General features: G+C 72.5%; 14 protein-coding genes. 5 read left to right on the top strand and 9 right to left on the bottom strand.

What is annotated here, in order from left to right; translation table 11 throughout:
* Window positions 1-27: 27 nt before the first annotated feature.
* Complete coding sequence (locus tag B4E30_RS04755) at window positions 28-1311, top strand: isochorismate synthase (RefSeq protein ID WP_286793732.1); 1284 nt, start codon at window positions 28-30, stop codon at window positions 1309-1311.
* 10 nt (window positions 1312-1321) lie between these two features.
* On the opposite strand, the gene B4E30_RS04760 is transcribed toward B4E30_RS04755, so the two are convergent.
* Genes B4E30_RS04760 through B4E30_RS04770 form a run of 3 tightly spaced genes read right to left on the bottom strand, consistent with a single transcriptional unit; the run spans window position 1322 to window position 4569 of the window.
* A complete protein-coding gene (locus B4E30_RS04760) occupies window positions 1322-2200 on the bottom strand; it encodes a polyphosphate kinase 2 family protein (protein ID WP_286719629.1) in 879 nt (292 codons plus the stop codon).
* Between the two features lie 37 nt (window positions 2201-2237).
* Window positions 2238-4067, bottom strand: coding sequence for a 2-succinyl-5-enolpyruvyl-6-hydroxy-3-cyclohexene-1-carboxylic-acid synthase (gene menD, locus B4E30_RS04765; protein ID WP_286793752.1), 1830 nt, complete (start codon window positions 4065-4067; stop codon window positions 2238-2240).
* A 1-nt stretch (window position 4068) separates the two neighbouring features.
* Window positions 4069-4569: a PLD nuclease N-terminal domain-containing protein gene (locus B4E30_RS04770; protein WP_286793734.1), complete on the bottom strand. Its 501-nt coding sequence runs from the start codon at window positions 4567-4569 to the stop codon at window positions 4069-4071.
* Window positions 4570-4694: 125 nt separating this feature from the next.
* Here B4E30_RS04770 and B4E30_RS04775 point away from each other — a divergent pair, with 125 nt between their 5' ends.
* Window positions 4695-5045, top strand: coding sequence for a DUF4229 domain-containing protein (locus tag B4E30_RS04775; protein WP_286793736.1), 351 nt, complete (start codon window positions 4695-4697; stop codon window positions 5043-5045).
* Between the two features lie 7 nt (window positions 5046-5052).
* On the opposite strand, the gene B4E30_RS04780 is transcribed toward B4E30_RS04775, so the two are convergent.
* Genes B4E30_RS04780 through B4E30_RS04795 form a run of 4 tightly spaced genes read right to left on the bottom strand, consistent with a single transcriptional unit; the run spans window position 5053 to window position 8962 of the window.
* Complete coding sequence (locus B4E30_RS04780; RefSeq protein ID WP_286719627.1) at window positions 5053-6033, bottom strand: 1,4-dihydroxy-2-naphthoate polyprenyltransferase; 981 nt, start codon at window positions 6031-6033, stop codon at window positions 5053-5055.
* A 49-nt stretch (window positions 6034-6082) separates the two neighbouring features.
* Window positions 6083-7237 carry an AMP-binding protein gene (locus B4E30_RS04785; protein WP_286793738.1) on the bottom strand — a complete coding sequence of 385 codons (1155 nt, stop codon included), beginning with the start codon at window positions 7235-7237 and terminating at the stop codon, window positions 6083-6085.
* A 7-nt stretch (window positions 7238-7244) separates the two neighbouring features.
* Window positions 7245-8144 carry a 1,4-dihydroxy-2-naphthoyl-CoA synthase gene (locus tag B4E30_RS04790; protein ID WP_286793740.1) on the bottom strand — a complete coding sequence of 300 codons (900 nt, stop codon included), beginning with the start codon at window positions 8142-8144 and terminating at the stop codon, window positions 7245-7247.
* A gap of 23 nt (window positions 8145-8167) precedes the next feature.
* Complete coding sequence (locus tag B4E30_RS04795; RefSeq protein ID WP_286793742.1) at window positions 8168-8962, bottom strand: LLM class F420-dependent oxidoreductase; 795 nt, start codon at window positions 8960-8962, stop codon at window positions 8168-8170.
* A gap of 48 nt (window positions 8963-9010) precedes the next feature.
* Between B4E30_RS04795 and B4E30_RS04800 the strand changes: the two genes are divergently transcribed.
* A complete protein-coding gene (locus B4E30_RS04800) occupies window positions 9011-10003 on the top strand; it encodes an o-succinylbenzoate synthase (RefSeq protein WP_286793744.1) in 993 nt (330 codons plus the stop codon).
* Here B4E30_RS04800 and B4E30_RS04805 read toward each other — a convergent pair.
* Window positions 10000-10632 (bottom strand): TetR/AcrR family transcriptional regulator, encoded by a 633-nt coding sequence (locus B4E30_RS04805; RefSeq protein ID WP_194384675.1) that lies wholly within the window; start codon window positions 10630-10632, stop codon window positions 10000-10002. The genes B4E30_RS04800 and B4E30_RS04805 overlap by 4 nt on opposite strands.
* A 125-nt stretch (window positions 10633-10757) precedes the next feature.
* On the opposite strand from B4E30_RS04805, the gene B4E30_RS04810 reads away from it, so the two are divergent.
* Window positions 10758-13520, top strand: coding sequence for an MMPL family transporter (locus tag B4E30_RS04810; RefSeq protein WP_286793746.1), 2763 nt, complete (start codon window positions 10758-10760; stop codon window positions 13518-13520).
* Window positions 13517-15601, top strand: a complete 2085-nt coding sequence (locus tag B4E30_RS04815; protein ID WP_286793748.1) for a YhgE/Pip family protein — start codon at window positions 13517-13519, stop codon at window positions 15599-15601. The genes B4E30_RS04810 and B4E30_RS04815 overlap by 4 nt, the downstream gene beginning before the upstream one ends.
* A 117-nt stretch (window positions 15602-15718) precedes the next feature.
* Here the strand turns inward: B4E30_RS04815 and ccsA are convergent.
* Window positions 15719-16085: cytochrome c biogenesis protein CcsA (gene ccsA / locus B4E30_RS04820; RefSeq protein WP_286793750.1), on the bottom strand; the 367-nt coding region annotated here is incomplete at its 5' end.

Genomic DNA, 16085 nt, shown 5'->3' on the forward strand with positions numbered 1-16085 from the left:
GGGGCCGACCGAAACTAGGCTGGAGGGGTGCCCGCGTTCCCCCGCCTGTCCGTCGAGACCCGGGAGATCGACCCCGTCGGCGACCTCCTCGCGTACGCCGATCCCGATCGACCGCTCGCGTGGCTGCGACGCGGCGAGGGAGTGGTCGGCGTCGGCGAACAGAGCGGGTACGAGCACGTCGGCGCGGAGGCGGATTCCTCCCTCTCCGCGGCTGACGCGTGGCGCCTCATCGCCGCCGAGGCCGACGTCGACGATCCCGTGGGGCTTCCCGGCACCGGCCTCATCGCCTTCGGCGCACTCACCTTCGATGCGCGCTCGGCGTGGCCCAGCCGCCTGATCATCCCCACCACCGTCGTCGGACGCCGCGGCGGACGCTCCTGGGTGACGCGCATCCGCCGCGCCGACGGTCCGCATCCGCCCACCGGCGCAGACATGCCGCAGCCTCGCGCGCTCGGGCCGTCGTGGTCCGGCACGCTCGGCCCCGGGTCGCTGGATCCGGCGGGCTATCAGGGCGCGGTCCGCTCGGCGCTCGATGCGATCACCGCGGGCGAGGTCGGCAAGGTCGTGGTCGCCCGCGACCTGGTGGGAACCGTGCCGGCGGGGGCGGATCTGCGCCGGCTGGTGCGGGCGCTGTCGGTCGACTATCCCGACACGTGGACCTTCGCCGTCGACGGCCTGATCGGCGCGAGCCCGGAAACCCTCGTCACGGTCGCGGGCGGAGCCGTGACCGCTCGCGTTCTCGCCGGCACGGCCGGGCGCGGCACCGACCACGCCGACGACACCGGCGCCGCCACGCGCCTGCTCGAGAGCGGGAAGGACCGAGACGAGCACCGTTTCGCGGTGCGCAGCGTCGTGGAGGCTCTGGCACCGCACACCCGCACCCTCGCCGCCGACGAGGAGCCCTTCGCGCTGGAGCTGCCGAACCTGTGGCACCTGGCCACCGACGTCGCCGGCGTGCTCGGCGACGACGCGTCGTCGCTCGACCTCGTGGCATCGCTGCATCCCACCGCCGCCGTCGCGGGCACGCCGACCGATGCCGCCCTCGCGGTCATCCGGCGCATCGAGCCCTTCGACCGCGGCCGGTACGCGGGACCCGTCGGCTGGGTCGACGGCTCCGGAGACGGCGAGTGGGCCATCGCGCTCCGGTGCGCTCAGGTGGGCGGCCTGCCCGCACGGCGCGGCAGCGCATCCACCGGCACCATCCCGGTCACGGCGTTCGCCGGTGCGGGGATCGTCGCGGGCAGCGACCCGGAAGCCGAGATGCTCGAGACCCGGGTGAAGTTCCGCCCGATCGTCGACGCCCTCGCGTAAGGCGATCGCGTCAGGTCGCGGCCAGCCGGGCGCGCTGCTCGGCGATGTCGTAGGTGGCCGCCGGCCACTGCGGATCGATGTCTTCGAGCGCGGTCCGGAGCAGGTGCTGAACGGCCAGCCGCGCATACCACTTGCGATCGGCGGGCACGACGTACCACGGCGCGTGGGCGGTGGAGGTGCGCTCGAACATCACCTGGTAGGCGTGCTGGTAGCGCGGCCACAGCATCCGTTCGTCGACGTCTCCCGGCGTGAACTTCCAGTGCTTGTCCGCACGGTCGAGCCGCTCGGTCAGCCGCTTCTTCTGCTCGTCTGCGGAGATATGGAGCATGACCTTCACGATGCGGGTTCCGGTGGTCACGACCCGCTCTTCGAAGGCGTTGATGGCGTCGTACCGCCGTTCGATCTCCGCCGCGGGTGCGAGCTGACGCACGCGCCCGACGAGCACATCCTCGTAGTGCGAGCGATCGAACACCCCGATGAAGCCCGGCTCGGGCAGTCGCTTCTCGATGCGCCAGAGAAAGTCTTGCGCGAGCTCTTCGTCGGTGGGCTTCTTGAACGCCGTGAGCGAGACACCCTGCGGATCGACGGCGCCGACGACGTGGCGAACGATGCCGCCCTTGCCGGCGGAGTCCATCGCCTGCAGCACGAGCAGCACCGCCGCGTCGGTCTTCTGCACGCGACTGCGCGCGAACAGCCGCTCCTGCAGATCATCCAGGGCGTCGACGCCCGCGGCGAGATCCGCCGCGCCGTCGCGCTTTCCGCCACGGTAGCCCGGCGTCGAAGCGGTGTCGACGTCGGCGAGGCGGAACCCCGGTCCGACCCGCAGCAGGTCGCCGATGTCTCGCAGGTCGCCGGCGCCGCCGTCGTGGAGAGGTCTCGTCCCGGTCATCCCCACATCTTGGCGGATGCCGGGTGCGGCGTCACCCTCATCGGGCCAGCGGCACCTCGATCACCTGGCGTGCGGCCGCCGGCGTGGTCAGCGCCTGGTCGAGGGCGGCGCGCGTGGTCACCCGCGTGTGCGTCCAGCCGTACGCGCTCGCCAGGCGGCCGAGGTCGACGCCGTGCGGCGTGTACAGCACCCGGTCGGCCGCTTCCGCATCGGCGGTGGCGGCCACCTCGAGGCCGTCGAAGATGGTGCCGCCGCCGTCGTTGCCGACGATGATCTGGATGCGCGGCTCGGCCTCGCCGATCGCGATGAGAAGCCCTCCGGCATCGTGCAGCAGCGCCAGATCGCCCAGGAGCACGCGCGTGACCCCGTGCGCGCCGGCGCTCTGGCTCGCGATGGCGACGCCCGTGGCCGTCGCCACGGTGCCGTCGATGCCGGCGAGCCCCCGATTGGCGTGCACCGTCACCTTCTTGCCGGGCAGCACCGCGTCGGCCACACGGACCAGGCGCGACGATCCGAACACGAGCCGGTCGTGCGGCCATGTGGCTCGCCACACCGCGTCGACGAGGAGGTTGCGGTCCACGGGCGCGCGCACCGCGTCGAGTTCGGCCGAGATGGCCCCGAGCCGTTCCTGCGGCACCGCGGAGGAGAGGGCGTCGACGTCGGGCGCCGGCGGGGACAGGTCCACCGCGGCCGCGCGCGACGCGCGCATCCATGCCCCGAGCCACGCGCGCTCGGCATCGACGACCTCGGGGCTGTCGCCGTCGACAGCGACGGCCACGGCGTCGACCGAGCGCGTCGCGCCGTTCAGCCCGAGCGGTTCGCCGGGCCCGCGCAGCGCGATCACCTCGACGGCGGGATCGGACAGGAGCGCCGTCACCTCGCGGGAGAGGGTCGGATGCCCGAAGACGACGACGCGCTCGATCCTGCCGCCCAGGTCGGGATGGCGCAGGAGCTGTCGATAGCCGTGCACGACGTGACGGCCGAAGCGCGAGCCGCTGACGATCTCGGCGATCAGCGGCCACCGCCCCTCGTGCGCGAGGGCTTCGGCAGCAGGCCCCGCATCGGCACCGGCGACGACCACCGTTCGGGGGCCGCGGTCGAGCGCGACGGGCATCTCACCGGCCCCGTCGGCGACATCGAGCGAGCCGATGCCGCCGCCGCCCTGGTAGAGCGCGCCGGACATCGCCGCGTCATCGACCGAGCCGCTGCCGGCGGCCTGCGCGCTCGCGGCGATCGCGGCGTCGAGCCACGCCGGAAGGGGACCGCTGAGGGGCTCGCGATACGGAAGGTTCAGGTGCACCGGTCCCGCCGACCACTGGCCCGCGCCGCGCGCGGCATCCACCGCCTCAGCCGCAACGACCCGCAGGGTGACGGTCGCATCGGAGGTGCCGTCGGGGTCGCTCTCCTCGGGCACGGCGAGGTCTGCCGCGTAGCGGGTGGCTGAGGAGAACAGGCCGGGTTGGCGCGTGGTCTGGTTGGCGCCCACGCCCCGCAGCTCGGGGGGTCGGTCGGCCGTCAGCAGCAGCAGCGGCACACCCGCGTGGTGCGCTTCGAGCACCGCCGGCAGCAGATTCGCGACGGCCGTGCCCGACGTGCACACGACGGCGGCGGGAACCCCCGTCTCACGGGCGATGCCGAGCGCAGTGAAGCCGGCGACCCTCTCGTCCACGCGCACGTGCAGCTGCACGTGACCGCGGCGTTCGAGTTCGGCGGCCACGAGCGCGAGCGCCTGCGAGCGCGAACCCGGGCTGAGCACCACGTGGCGCACGCCGCGGGCGACGAGAGCGCTCAGCAGGGCGGCTGCCGCATCGGTCGCGGGGGCGCCGGTGACGGTCGGGGCGACGTCGTCGCCGGGCTCGCCGGACACGTCAGCCGACGGCGCCGCGCTGACCGCGCTCGTCGTCGTCGGGCCGGGATCCGGTGGCCTGCTCACCGGAAGAACGCTGCTCCCCTGCGGCGGTCGCATCCGCGGCGGAGGGCTCCTCGGCGGTCGCCTCCCCCGTCGACCCGCCGGCGTCGGCGACGGGCTTGTCGGGAACCGGCGGATCCCAATCGGATTCCGCATCGAGCATCGCCAGTTCCTCTTCGAGGCGGCGGATGCGCTCGTCCTGATCGCGGATCGACCCGAACGTGCCGGTGAACTGCGGATCGTCGTCGGGCGCCAGGGGGGCAGCCGGGGCCGGGCGCGGGCGACGACCGACGATGAGCCACATCAGTCCGCCGAGCACCGGGATGACGATCACGATGACCAGCCAGAGCGGCTTGCTGACACCGCGGTGCCGTGTCTTCGGCTGCACGGCGCAGTCGACGATCGTGAAGACCCAGAACGCCACGGCGATCAGGGCCACGATCAGCAGCACCCTTGTCACGCCTTCCATCCTAGGCGCGCTCGCGCGGGGGCGGGTTGGCCGTGACCTGACAGTGACATGTGAGGGGCGGCATACCTCCCCACCCGCCCCGGAACCGCTCAGGCGACGCACCTACGATGGGTCTCGTGAAAGCCCGTCCTGCCCTCGTGTACACGGTGCTGCGCCTGCTGGCGTTCCTGGTGCCGTTGGGCATCCTGATGCTCTTCCCGGTTTTCCAGGATCTGTTCTGGCTGGCCGCGATCTTCGCCGCGCTCATCGGTCTCAGCCTCTCGATCCTCTTCCTGCGACGCCCGTTGAACGACGTCACCACGGGGCTCGCCGACCGCCGGCGCGAGCGCGAGCGCGCCGACGACTCCGCCGCCGAAGACGCCGCAGCCGACGCGGTCTACGGTGAGGGCGCCGTACGTTCCGGTGACGGCATGCCTTCCGACGGCGCGGCGGCCGATGCGCGCCGGTCGGATGAGGACGGCCGCTGAGGGCGGATCAGCCGACGAACGCCCAGAACAGCAGCGCTCCGTAGCCCACCGATGTGAGCGAGGTGAGCGCGAGGGCGACCACCAGCTCGCGGGCCTCGCGGTAGCTCCACACGATGATGATCGCGGGGATGCCTGCCAGCAGCGCCATGAGCGCGAGCCAGGCGATCGGGTAGAACAGCGCCAGGAACGCGGCGATCGCGAACGGCACGAGCACGAACAGGGTGAACAGCACCTGCGTCCACCGCCTGCCGATGAGCACGGTGAGGGTGCGCTTGCCCGCCACCCGATCCTGGTCGATGTCGCGCAGGTTGTTCGCCAGCAGCACCGCGCAGGCCAGCAACCCCGCGGCCACGGCGCCGAACCACGCCTCCTGCGGCAGCGAGAACGCCTGCACCCACGTGGTGCCGAGGGTGGCGACCAGCCCGAAGAAGACGAACACGAACAGTTCACCGAGCCCGTCGTAGCCGTACGGCCGCTTTCCGCCGGTGTAGAACCAGGCGGCGGCGATCGCGAGCGCGCCGATCGCGAGCATCCACCATTGCCCGGTGCGGATGACGATCGCCAGGCCCGCGATCGCGGCGAGCGCGAAGAAGCCCAGCGCCACCGTGAGCACACGGCGCGCGGGCACTTTGCGCGACGCGGTCAGGCGGGCGGGTCCGACACGGTGGTCGTCGGTGCCGCGGATGCCGTCGCTGTAGTCGTTGGCGAAGTTGACGCCGATCTGGAGGAAGACCGCGACCGCGAGACACGCCAGCGCGATCATGCCGTGGAATTCGTCGGTGACCACCAGGGCCGCCCCGGTCCCGATGAGCACGGGGGTGACCGCCAGCGGAAGAGTGCGCAGGCGGGCGGCGCCGATCCAGTCGCGGGCCGTCGGCGGCGCGACCGCCGCCGGTGACCCGGAGACGCGCGCCTTCGCCGGGTTGCCGCGCGAGCGAGACGGGCGCGTCGACGTCTTCTTGCGCTTCTTGCTGGGTGTGCCTGCCACGAGGAGCCATCCTAGGGCGCCGACGCCATGCGGCGGCTGAGACCACCGGTCAGTGCAGGCCCGCGACCGCCGAACGGATGGCCTCGCGGTCGGGCTTGCCCGACGGAAGGCTCGGCAGCTCGTCGACGAGCACCAGTCGTGCCGGGCGCGCGTGCGGGCCGATCTCGCGAGCGACGGCCTGCCGCGCCTCCTCGAACTGCACCGACTCGCTGCGGCGCAGCGCCTCCCCCCGCGTGGCGACCACGACGGGAACCTCGCCCCAGCGCGTGTCGTCCACCCCCACCACGACGGCGCCCCCGAGGCCGGGTACCGCACGGACGGCCTGCTCGACGCGATCGAGCGAGATGTTGATGCCGCCCGAGACGATGACGTTGTCGATCCGTCCTCGCACCCGCAGCACGCCGTCCTCGAGGATCCCCGCGTCGCCCGTGCGGTACCACCGGGTGCCGTCGCCGTCGACGATGAACGTCGTGGCGGTGCGCTCCGGGTCGTCGAGGTATCCCTCGGCGAGCGTCGGGCCGGCGATCTGGACCTCCCCGGCGGCGATGCGCACCGTGACGCCGGTGAGGGCGCGCCCGTCGTACACGCATCCGCCGCTGGTCTCGGTGGAGCCGTAGGTGCGCACGATGCGCACGCCCGCCGTCTCGGCCCGCTCGAGGGTCGCCGCCGGGAGAGCCTGTCCGCCGATCAGGATGGTCTCGAACGAGCGCAGTGCCGCCAGCACCGCGCTGTCCGCCTCGGCCGCGTCGAGCAGCCGCATCAGCTGCGCCGGCACGAGCGAGGTGTACGTCGGGATGCGGGCGCCGCCGCGGCTGGATGCCATCGTCAGCGCGGCGGCGGCGAACGCCTCGGGGGTGAAGCGGCCGGCGAGGAGCGCCGGTTCGCGGTCGGCGACGAGGGCGCGCGCGAGCACCTGGAGACCGGCGACGTAGCCGGCCGGCAGGGCGAGCAGCCAGCCGCCCGATCCGATGCGGTCGGCCGTGGCCATCGCGCTGGAGATCAGGGCGTCGCGACTGAGCACGACGCTCTTGGGGATGCCGGTGGACCCCGACGTCGTCACGACGACGGCGGTTCCCGCGGGCACCTCGGGCGGCGCCTCGCCCACCATCCCCAGGGCGAGCGCCGGCCCGGCGCCGTGCAGGGCGCCGCGCAGCGCCCGCAGCACGTCGCGCGGGTCGTCGGCGGTGAGCGCCTCGAGCTTCATCGTGCGCTCAGTAGTGCCACGGGTAGGGCGCCCAGTTGGGGTCGCGCTTCTGCAGGAACGCGTCACGGCCTTCGACCGCCTCGTCGGTGCCGTACGCCAGGCGCGTCGCCTCGCCGGCGAACACCTGCTGACCGACCATCCCGTCATCGACGGCATTGAAGGCGAACTTCAGCATGCGGATCGCCGTGGGCGACTTCGTGAGGATCGTGCGCGCCATCGCGATCGCTTCGCGCTCGAGGTCGGCGTGCGGCACGACACGGTTGACCGCTCCCATCTCGTACGCGCGCCGGGCCGAGTACTCCTCGGCGAGGAAGAACACCTCTCGGGCGAACTTCTGGCCGATCTGACGGGCGAAGTAGGCGGAGCCGTAGCCGGCGTCGAACGAGCCGACATCGGCGTCGGTCTGCTTGAACCGACCGTGCTCGGCGCTGGCGACCGACATGTCGCACACGACGTGGAGCGAGTGCCCGCCGCCGGCCGCCCATCCCGGGATCACCGCGATGACGACCTTCGGCATGAAGCGGATGAGACGCTGCACCTCGAGGATGTGCAGGCGCCCGGCGCGAGCGGGGTCGGGAGCGGTGGCATCGTCGGACGCATAGGTGTATCCGTCGCGGCCGCGGATGCGCTGGTCTCCGCCGGAGCAGAACGCCCAGCCGCCGTCCTTCGGGCTCGGACCGTTCCCGGTGAGCAGCACGACGCCCACCCGGGGGTTCTGCCGGGCGTCGTCGAGCGCCCGGTACAGCTCGTCGACCGTGTGGGGACGGAACGCGTTGCGCACCTCGGGCCGGTCGAACGCGATGCGCGCGATCCGGCCGTCGCGTGAGAGATGCGCGGTGATGTCGGTGAACGCCTCGGCGCCGGGGGCCGGCATCCATTCCGCGGCGTCGAACAGCTCGGAGACCATGCCCCCAGCGTAACGACGGCGGGTCAGGCGTTCTTGGCGTCGCGCCAGCGCAGCCATCCGCGCACGACGTCGTAGTCCCAGTCCGGCCCGTCGAGCCCCAGGGTGAACAGCCGGGTGCCGGCGTCGTAGAGGGCGTCGGCGGTCTCCTCCTCGCGCCGCGCGAGCTCGTTCGAGACCACCAGGTCGGCCGTGTCGCGCTCCTCCGCCTCAGCCCACCGGTCGATCACCGAGAGCTTGTGCGGCAGCTCGTCGGGCGTGACGAAGCTGTGCCAGATGTTCGCGTGGCGCGCGACGAAGCGCAGCGTCTTCTGCTCGCCCTTTCCGCCGATCATGATCGGGATGCGGCGGGTGGGCTGCGGATTGAGCTTGTCCCAGCGCGCCGTGATGCGCTCCAAGTCGACGCCGAGATCGTTCAGGCGACTGCCGGCCGTGCCGAACTCGTACCCGTACTCGTCGTAGTCCCGCTCGAACCACCCCGAGCCGGTGCCGAAGATGAAGCGGCCCGTGCCGCCCTTGGCGCTGATGTGGTCGAGGGTCCGGGCCATGTCGGCCTGCAGGTCGGCGTTGCGATAGCTGTTGCAGTTGACCAGCGCCCCGAACTCGACGCGTTCGGTCTGCTCGGCCCACGCGCCGAGCATCGTCCACGACTCGAAGTGGAGGCCGTCCGGCTCACCGAAGAGCGGGAAGAAGTGGTCCCAGTTGAACAGGATGTCCACGCCCATCTCCTCCAGGCGGAGGACGGCGTCGCGAAGGTCGGGGTAGGTGACGTGCTGGGGCCGCAGCTGGATGCCGAGGCGGACGGGGGTGTCGACGAGCATGCGGTTCAGCCTATGGCCGCGCGCGGCGGGTGAGGGCAGGATGAGGAGATGTCCTCACCCCTCCCCGCTCTGGACCGGCTCATCGACACCGCCCGGGTGGTCTCCCTCCCGCTGACGACCCGCTTCCGCGGGGTCGACGAGCGGGAGGCGCTGCTGCTGGAAGGACCCGAGGGGTGGGCGGAGTTCTCGCCGTTCCTGGAGTACGACGACGCCGAGGCGTCGACGTGGCTCACCGCGGCGATCGACTTCGCGTGGCATCCGCGACCCGCCGCGGTGCGCGAGACCGTGCCGGTGAACGCGACCGTCCCCGCCGTCGCGGCCGACCAGGTCGGCGACGTGCTCGCCCGCTTCCACGGCTGCCGCACCGCGAAGGTCAAGGTCGCCGAGCGCGGACAGGTGCTCGGCGACGACGTCGCGCGCGTGCGGGCGGTGCGCGAGGTCATGGGGCCGGAAGGGCGCATCCGCGTCGATGCGAACGGCGGCTGGAACCTCGACGAGGCCGAGCACGCCGTGCACGCGCTCGCGGAGTTCGACCTGGAATACGTCGAGCAGCCCTGCGCGCAGGTCGAGGACCTCGTCGAGCTCCGCCGCCGCATCCGCTACCTCGGCATCCCCGTGGCCGCCGACGAGAGCGTGCGCAAGGCCGACGACCCGATCGCCGTCGTCACCGCCGGCGCGGCCGACCTCGTCGTGGTCAAGGTGCAGCCGCTGGGAGGGGTGGCGCGTGCCCTGTCGATCGTCGCCGCCGCCGGCGTTCCGGCCGTGGTCTCCAGCGCCCTCGACACGTCGGTCGGACTCGGGATGGGCGTCGCGCTCGCGGCGAGCCTGCCCGAGCTGTCGTTCGACTGCGGACTGGGCACGGCCTCGCTGCTCGCCGCGGATGTCACGGACGACCCCCTCGTCGCGCGCGACGGTCGCATCGCGGTGCGGCGCGTGGTGCCGAGTCCCGAGCTCCTCGACCGGCACGCGGCCCCGCGCGAGCGGCGGGAGTGGTGGCTGGAGCGACTCCGTCGCTGTCACGCCGTCGCGCAGGAACGTTAGCGCTCGATCAGCGCGGCGGCCACGCGTCCGAGCTCCTCGCCGGTGTGCCTGGCGAGCTCGGCGGGCGGAAGGCCCGCCATGACCCCGCGGACCGACGTCGACTCCCAGACCGTCATGAGCAGTCGGGCGACCGCCCTCGGCTCGAGCCGGAACCGGATGTCCTTGCCGGCGACGATGTCATCGACCAGTCGCGCGACGCTGTCGAGAATGGCGGTGTCCTGCTCGAGGTACGCCGCCGCGAGCTCCGGCGCCCGAAGCGCGTGGATGCGGATCTCGTTGAACAGCAGAACGCCGAGCCGGTCCTCGGGTCCGATCTCGAGCACGCGGCTCACGACCTCGACGACGTTGCCGCCGGTCATGTCCAGCGCACCGTCGGCCTCGAGCGCCGCGACCCGGTCGGCGACCGATCGCACCCGTTCCTGCGCGACCAGCCCGACGAGGGCGAAGAAGAGCTCGTCCTTGGAGGCGAAGTTCGAGTAGAACGCTCCCCGCGTGAACCCCGCGCGGTCGCAGATGACCTCGACCGACGCCGCGTCCATGCCGACCTCGGCGAACACCTCCGCCGCCGCATCCAGCAGTCTGCGTCTGGTCTCCTCGCGTCGTCGCGAGGGTCCCGCCGTATCGCTCATGGTGACCCTCCCCCGCCGATTCTCACACGCGTCGCCCAGGTTGACGCCGATGTTCCGCATTACGATACAGAAGCGCATCGGATACAGAAATGTATCCAAATCCCGTCAGACCGCCTGGAGGACGTGTGTCCACTCTGCTGTTCAGCCTCGGCCGCTGGTCCTACCGCCACCCCTGGCGCGTGCTCACGACGTGGCTGCTGCTGCTGGTCGTGGCCGGCGTGAGCGCGGTGACCTTCATGGCGGGGACCGACAACTCCTTCTCGATCCCGGGCACCGAGGCCCAGGAGGGCATCGTGCAGCTGGATCGCACCTTCCCGCAGGCCAGCGGCACGAGCGCGCAGGTGCTCGTGGCGGCACCCGACTCGGAGGCGGTCACCGACGACGCGTATCGCTCGGCGATCGACGACGCCCTGTCGGCGTTCGGCGACCTCGACGGGGTTCTGGCGGTCACCGACCCCTTCGACGAGAACGTCTCGGGCCTCGTCTCCGACGACGACGAAGCGGCGATCATCCGACTCCAGCTCGACGGTCAGGCCACCGACATCCCCGCGGGAACGGAGGAGGACCTGCAGGAGATCGCCGACGATCTGCAGACCGCCCTCCCCGAGGCGCAGGTCGTGCTCGGCGGCGACCTCTTCTCCACCGAGATCCCCTCGCTCTCCCCCATCGAAGCGGTCGGCGTGCTCATCGCCCTGTTCGTGCTGATCGTGACCTTCCGGTCCTTCGCGGTGGCGTGGTTCCCGCTCGTGAGCGCCCTCATCGGCGTCGGACTCGCGATCGCGCTGATCTTCGTCGCCACGGCTTTCGCCACGATCTCGTCGACCACGCCGATGCTCGCGATCATGCTGGGGCTCGCGGTCGGGATCGACTACGCCCTGTTCATCGTCGCGCGCCATCAGGATCAGGTGCGCGCCGGCGTCGAGCCCGAGGAATCCGCCGCGCGCGCGACCGGCACCGCCGGCTCCGCGGTCGTCTTCGCCGGCGTGACGGTGCTCATCGCCCTGGTCGGACTGTCGTTCGCGAACATCCCCTTCCTCACCACGATGGGGATCGCCGCGGCCGTGGCCGTCGCCATCGCCGTCCTGGTCGCGGTGACCCTCACTCCCGCACTCCTCGGCTTCGCGAAGGGGCGCGTCGTGGGATGGCGCCGCCGTCCGAGCCGCCGCGCCCGCCGCGCGCGCACCCGGCCACGCCGCGGATTCGCCGAGCGCTGGGTGCGGGCCGTCACGCGGCATCCGATCGTCACCACGGTCTCGGTCGTCGCCGTGCTCGGCACGATGGCGATCCCGGCCGCGAGCCTCACCCTGGCCCTTCCGAACGCCGGCACGCAGCCGACCTCGAGCGAAGCCCGGCAGACCTACGACCTGACCGCGGAGTACTTCGGACCGGGCGAGAACGGCCCGCTCATCCTCACCGGCACGATCGTCACCTCCACCGACCCGCTCGGGCTCATGGACGACCTCGCCGACGAGATCGCAGACGTTCCCGGCGTCAAGGAGATCGCGCTGGCGACGCCCAACGAGACCGCTGACACCGGGCTCATCCAGGTGATCCCCGAGACCGCCCCCGACGACCCCGCCACCGCCGACCTCGTGCGGGAGCTTCGTTCCCACCACGACGAATGGCTCGAGGAGTACGGCGTCGACCTGAAGGTGACCGGCTTCACCGCCGTCGGCATCGACATCTCCGACCGCCTGGGCGCCGCGCTGATCCCGTTCGGGATCTTCGTCGTCGGGCTCTCGCTGATCCTGCTGACGATCGTGTTCCGCTCGATCTGGGTGCCGCTGAAGGCCGCCGCGGGATACCTGCTGTCGGTGGCGGCGTCGTTCGGCGCGGTGGCCGCCGTGTTCGAGTGGGGCTGGCTCGCCGACGCGCTGCACGTCACGCGCACCGGCCCCGTCATCAGCTTCATGCCCATCATCCTCATGGGCGTGCTGTTCGGCCTCGCGATGGACTACCAGGTGTTCCTCGTCTCGCGCATGCGCGAGGACTACGTGCACGCCCACCGCGCCCGCGGCGGCCGTGCGGACCGGCTCATCGCCGTCGGTGCCGTGCGCACCGGTTTCGTCTCGTCGGCCCGCGTGGTCACCGCCGCCGCGGTGATCATGTTCGCGGTCTTCGCCGCGTTCGTGCCCGAGGGCGACTCCTCGATCAAGCCGATCGCCCTCGGGCTCGCGGTCGGCATCGCCGTCGACGCGTTCCTCGTGCGCATGACGCTCGTTCCGGCGGTCATGGCGCTCCTCGGCGAGAAGGCCTGGTGGATGCCGCGCTGGCTGGACCGCATCCTGCCCCACTTCGACATCGAGGGCGAGGCCGTCGAACGCGAGCGCGCCCTGGCGGACTGGCCCGAGCCGAACACCATCGCCGTCGTCGTCGCCGACGACCTCGGCGTGCGCACCGACGCCGGCCGCGTCTTCGCCGGCGCGACGTTCCGCGTCGATCCCGGGGACACCCTGCTCGTCACCGCGGACGCCGGCGCCGCCCGCGCGTTCGCCCTCACCGTCGCGGGGCGGCTCGATCCCACCGACGGGCGCCTGCGCGTGGCCGGCCATCTGCTCCCCGGCCGCGCCGCGTGGGTGCGCGCGCACGTCGGCATCGCCCTTCTCGACGAGGCCGATGATCCGCTCGCGGCGCTGCGCACGGCCCTGGGCGGCGCGCGCCTGGTGGTGGTCGACGGCCTCGACCGGCTCGACCGCGCCGCGCGTGACCAGGCCGCGGCGCTGATCCGCGACGCCGGCGCGCGCGCCGCGGCATCCGCTCCCCTCACCGTCGTGGCCACCGCCCGCACCGAGGGCCCCGCGCTCGCTGCGCTCTCCGACGCCCACCGCCCCCACGTCCAGGCGCTGGCCCTCAGCGCCCGCACCACCGCATCCGAGGTGAACGCATGACTCTCCCGATCGAACGCGCCCGCACCCGTCGCCCCGTCACGTGGGTGACGATCATCGGCGCCCTGCTGCTGCCGGTGGTCGTCGGCGCGATCCTCGTCGCCGCGTTCTACGACCCGGCAGAGCGCCTCGACAACGTGACCGCCGCGATCGTGAACGACGACGAGCCGGTCACGATCGACGATCAGACGGTGCCGCTGGGGCGCCAGCTGACCGCGGGGCTCGTGGAGGGCTCGGACGACTTGCCGAGCAACCTCGACTGGACGATCACGAACGACGACGACGCGGCGGCGGGCCTCGCCGACGGCACCTACTCCGCGGTCGTGACGATCCCCGCCGAGTTCTCCGCCGCCGCGACCTCGACCGCCGGAGACGACCCTGAGCGCGCGGTCATCGAGGTCACCACGGCACCCGACAACCTCGTCGTCGACGACGCGATCACCGCGCAGATCACGTCGGCGGCGGCATCCATCATGGGGCAGGAGCTCTCCGAGGTGTACCTCGAGAACGTCTTCCTCGGGTTCACCACCCTCGGCGACCAGCTCGGCGAGGCCGCCGACGGCGCCGACCAGCTCGCCAGCGGGGCGGACCAGCTCGCCGACGGCACCGCGCAGTACGTCGACGGCGTGGGCCAGCTCGCGGCGGGCGCGCAGCCCCTCGCCACCGGCGCCTCCGCCCTCGCGCCGGGCATCGGCGAGATCGCCGACGGCGCCGCCGCACTGTCGGCCGGCGGCTACGAGGCGGCCGACGGGATCGACGACCTCGCCGGGGGTGCGAGTGCGCTCTCGACCGGCGCATCCGACCTCGCCGACGGCCTGTCCTCGCTCGCCGACCTCACCGCCCAGATCCCCGAGATCCCGCAGGGCGTCATCGACGCCGCCGACGCGGTCGCCGCCAACAGCGAGGAGATCGGGCAGTTCGTGACCGGCTCGGCCGCAACCCTCACCGCTCTCGCCGACGAATGCCGCGCGGCCGGCGACACCGGCACGGTGTGCGCCGAGATCATCGCGCTGTCCGACGAGACCAACGCCGCGCTGCCGACGGTGACCGAGATCCTCGACGACTCGGATGAGATCGCCGCGGGCATCGCGCAGTTCCAGGATGCCGGGCCGCAGCTCACCGCGGCTCTGCAGGCCTCGGCCGCCGGCGCGGACGAGATCGCGACGGGCATCGGCGGCATCGCCGGCGGCGCGAGCCAGGCCGCATCGGGGGTGCGCGAGATCGCGGCCGGCACCGGCGCGCTCGGCACCGGCGCCGACGAGGCCTCCGCCGGGGCCGCACAGGTCGCCGACGGCGTCCAGCAGCTCGCGGACGGCGCGCAGCAGGCCGCGGACGGTGGCACGGCACTCGTGACGGGTTCCGATCAGACCGCGGATGGAGCCGGCGAACTCGCCTCGGGGCTGCACACCGCGGCCGACGAGATCCCCTCGTACACCGACGATGAAGCCCAGACGCTCGCGAGCGTCGTGGCCGACCCGGTCGAAGCCGACGGGATCGGCAGCGACCTGTTCGGCGCCACCGCGGTTCCGCTCCTCGCGGCGCTGGCGCTGTGGATCGGCGGGCTGGGCACCTTCGTCGCCCTCCAGGCCGTGACCGCTCGCGCGCTCACCTCGCGGTCGGCCTCCGCGCTGCTGGCGCTGCGGGGCCTCGCGCCCGCCGCCGCCATCGGCGCGGCGCAGGGGCTCCTCGTCGCCGGTGTCGTGCAGATCGCCGCGACATACGAGTTCGGCGAGTGGACGGTGTTCGCGGGAGTGTGCGTCGTCGCGGGCATCGCCTTCGCCGGCGTCAACCAGGCGCTGGTGGCCGTCTTCGGCGGAGCGGGCCGCTGGATCGCCGCCCTCGTGGCCGTGCTCGCCGTCGCCGCGGGCATCGTCTCGACCGTTCCGGGATGGCTGTCCTCGCTCGCCGGGGCCATGCCGACCGCACCCGCCTACAGCGGCATGGTGGCCGCCCTGACCTCCGACGGGAGCGTCGGCGCGGCCCTGGTCGGCCTCACGGTGTGGATGCTGCTCGCCTTCATCGCCACCGTGATCGCGGTCGCGCGGCGCCGGTCCGCCCCGGCGGCGCACCCGCTTCCGGCCTGACCCTCCCGCCACGACGTTCACCTGTCACCAGACGTCGCTGAGCGCTCGCGAAGCGACATCCAGCGGCAAGTGAACACGCATTCTCGGGCGCCAGGCCGCGAGGCGCGAGGCGCGGGGTCAGGAGAGGCCGCTGTAAGCGTGCAGGCCCTTGAAGAACATGTTGACGATGGTGAAGTTGAACAGCACCGCCAGGAAGCCGATGATCGACAGCCACGCCGACCGCGTGCCGCGCCAGCCGCGCGTGGCGCGGGCGTGGATGTATCCGGCGTAGAGCACCCAGATGACGAAGGTCCACACCTCCTTGGTGTCGAACCCCCAATAGCGGCCCCACGCGTCGTTCGCCCAGATCGCACCGGCGATGAGGGTGAAGGTCCAGAAGATGAATCCGATGATCGCGAAGCGGTAGGCCAGCGATTCCAGGGCGTCCGCGCTCGGCAGCGTGCGCAGGAAGCCGGGCCCCGTGCGCACGACGGCGCCGTCGGCC

Source organism: Microbacterium sp. UBA3394, from assembly GCF_002358725.1.
GTDB classification, from domain to species: domain Bacteria; phylum Actinomycetota; class Actinomycetes; order Actinomycetales; family Microbacteriaceae; genus Microbacterium; species Microbacterium luteum.

Bases quoted from the DNA above. Each gene is read 5' to 3' on its own strand.
- B4E30_RS04760 (WP_286719629.1), bottom strand. From the start codon at position 2,200: ATGACCGGGACGAGACCTCTCCACGACGGCGGCGCCGGCGACCTGCGA.
- B4E30_RS04785 (WP_286793738.1), bottom strand. From the start codon at position 7,237: ATGAAGCTCGAGGCGCTCACCGCCGACGACCCGCGCGACGTGCTGCGG.
- B4E30_RS04790 (WP_286793740.1), bottom strand. From the start codon at position 8,144: ATGGTCTCCGAGCTGTTCGACGCCGCGGAATGGATGCCGGCCCCCGGC.
- B4E30_RS04795 (WP_286793742.1), bottom strand. From the start codon at position 8,962: ATGCTCGTCGACACCCCCGTCCGCCTCGGCATCCAGCTGCGGCCCCAG.
- B4E30_RS04800 (WP_286793744.1), top strand. From the start codon at position 9,011: ATGTCCTCACCCCTCCCCGCTCTGGACCGGCTCATCGACACCGCCCGG.
- B4E30_RS04805 (WP_194384675.1), bottom strand. From the start codon at position 10,632: ATGAGCGATACGGCGGGACCCTCGCGACGACGCGAGGAGACCAGACGC.
- B4E30_RS04815 (WP_286793748.1), top strand. From the start codon at position 13,517: ATGACTCTCCCGATCGAACGCGCCCGCACCCGTCGCCCCGTCACGTGG.